A 2,096-nucleotide genomic window follows, 5' to 3' on the forward strand; every position below is an offset into this window, starting at 1 on the left:
AACAAAATTACAATATTTGGGAGTATTTTTATTTTGATGAAAGAGGTGAAAAAAATGATTATAAAATTTTCAAAACAGAAGAAGAAGCTTGTGAATATATGTTAAAAATTATGAATAAATTAAAAAAGTACTATTACAAATTTTAAACATAATATTATGAAACATGAAGAACTAAAAAAAAGAATTAAAAAAATTAAAAATTCCAGAGAGTTTTTATTCTATAAATGGGAGTTCTTGGTTAGCTGATACATACATCTTACAAAGAAATTATTATATATGGGAATTTTATTATGTTGATGAAAGAGGTGGAAAAAATGATTATAAAATTTTCAAAACAGAAGAAGAAGCTTGTGAATATATGTTAAAAGCTTTAAAAGAAGAGATTAGTGTATAATTACAATATGGAAAAAGACATCAATAATAATATTAAAAATAGTGCAAGTAGATAAATTTTATTTAAAATTTTTAAAAAAAATTGAGAAACTATGACTATAAAAATAGATAAAGTCTTATTATGTTGCTAAAAGTTTCTAAGTATTATTAAATTCATATGAATAATGTATCTTTAAATATTAACTTAAAAATGTTAAAGTAATTAATACAATAGGTTGATATGTTATAGAATTTATATTATAATAACATAAAGTAAGTAATATTTGTTATTTAATTTATGTTTATTGGAGAATAGCAATTGTGTATATAAAGAGAGATAAATATTTAAAAAAGTTAATAGATGCTAGAAACAATAATATGATAAAGATAATTACAGGGGTTAGAAGGTGCGGTAAAAGTTTTTTATTATTTAAAATATTTAAAGATTATTTACTAAAGTCTGGAATAAAAAGAAAAAATATCGTTTCCATTGAATTAGATTCAGAAAAAAATAAGAAATATAGAAACAGTACTGAGTTGTATAATTTTATAAAATCAAAAATCAATAAACGAGATAAATTTTATATTTTTTTAGATGAGGTTCAATATGCGATATCTAAAGAGGAGCTAAAAAATCATTTTGATAAGCCGATAGAATTATATGGTGTTTTAAATGAATTAGCACATTTGAGCAATATAGATGTATATGTGACAGGTAGTAACTCTAAATTACTTTCAAAAGATGTTATGACAGAATTTAGAGGTAGAGGAGAAGAAATTCAAGTGTATCCTTTGTCTTTTGAAGAATATTTTAGTTATATAAAAAAAGATGTAAAAGTTGCTTTTAAAAATTACTGTTTGTATGGTGGTTTGCCTTACATATTGTATAAGAAAGAAGATTTAGATAAAGAAAAGTATTTAAAAAATTTATTTGAAGAAGTTTATTTTAAAGATATAGTTGAAAGATATGATATTGAGTTATTAGACATAATGAAAGAGATTTGTTATTTGTTGTCATCTAATATTGGTTCTTTGACTAATGTAAATAAAATTGTTAGCACATTAAAAAGTGTAAAAAATATTAAAGTAAATAATGAAACCATATATAACTATCTTCAATATTTACAAGATTCTTTTTTATTTAAATTTGCAAGGAGATATGATGTTAAAGGGAAAAAATATTTTGATTTTCCAATGAAATATTATTGTGTAGATGTAGGTTTAAGAAATGCGATTTTAAATTTTAGGCAGTATGAAGAGAGTCATATAATGGAAAATATTATTCATAATGAACTTTCTAATAGAGGTTTTTCTATAGATGTAGGGGTTGTAAGATTTAGAAACAAAAATAACAAAAACATTATACATCAAAATACTTGTGAAATAGATTTTGTAGTAAATAGAGGTATGAACAAATATTACATTCAATCAGCACTTAATATTGAAGATGATGATAAGAAAAAACAAGAAATCAGACCTTTATTAGTAGTAAAAGATTTTTTTAAGAAATTTATTATAACAAAAGATGATTTTAAACCTTGGATAGATGATAATGGAATTATTCATATTGGAATATACGATTTTTTACTAAATAAAGATAGTTTAGATTACTAACTTAAAAATGATTTGAATACCTATACTTATATAAATTTATATGATAAACCAATGAAAAAACTAATATCAACACTAATAACAATAATCTTTTTCCAAACCCAAGTATTTTC

At 21.5% G+C, this 2,096-nt stretch carries 1 protein-coding gene; it reads left to right on the forward strand.

What is annotated here, in order from left to right:
• Nucleotides 1-693 precede the first annotated feature (693 nt).
• Nucleotides 694-1,986, forward strand: coding sequence for an ATP-binding protein (locus ACMUOV_RS02530; protein WP_413853478.1), 1,293 nt, complete (start codon nucleotides 694-696; stop codon nucleotides 1,984-1,986).
• Nucleotides 1,987-2,096 lie beyond the last annotated feature (110 nt).

It is taken from the genome of Candidatus Ruminimicrobium bovinum (assembly GCF_902760015.1).
Classification (GTDB): Bacteria; Elusimicrobiota; Endomicrobiia; order Endomicrobiales; family Endomicrobiaceae; genus Ruminimicrobium; species Ruminimicrobium bovinum.